The organism is Dellaglioa sp. CoH-57-MRSF-17, from assembly GCF_056782015.1.
Genome location: NZ_JBXAXY010000045.1, coordinates 1 through 490, shown reverse-complemented (window position 1 = coordinate 490; position 490 = coordinate 1). Strand labels below are relative to the sequence as shown.

The 490-nt window shown below is 51.6% G+C and carries 1 protein-coding gene; it reads right to left on the bottom strand.

Annotation, left to right across the window (positions count from 1 at the left end; all coding sequences use genetic code 11):
* Positions 1-490 (bottom strand): FAD-dependent thymidylate synthase (locus tag AC1RPJ_RS07770; protein ID WP_481762843.1); only part of this gene is annotated, 490 nt, incomplete at both ends.

Sequence of the window (490 nt, the reverse complement as noted above, 5' to 3'; positions counted from 1 at the left end):
CATCATTCAGGTCCTTTGGATCGACAATACGCGGATTGCTTGCGGACATGGCCCGAAGCATAGTCTCAGCCAAATCTTTGATTTCGGGCTGGGCATCCGGGTGATTACGCAGCTCAAAGAAGTTGTCCCATTGACTCGACGTGACCACCACATTGATGTTGGTAAACGCCTCAAGCACGCGATTGGCAACCTGCTTGTGGATGTTGTACTCATTGGTCCAGCGCTCAACGTAATCAGCAGTCAGGTTTGCCAGCTCCTGCCATTCCTTTCGGAACTTATCGAGAACATCGGCAGTAACTTGATCGCTAGCCTGCATGCCCGGTTCGTTCAGACCGACGTGAGCAAAGAACACGGGCTCTTCGCGAATCTGGGAGATAAGCTTCTTAGCGGGTATGGCTCGCGAACTTGATGCATTGCGCGAGAATACACGGTGTGTCATGAACTCGGCATGAATGTAGCGCGGATACTTCAATTGGAAGGTGATCAGGTC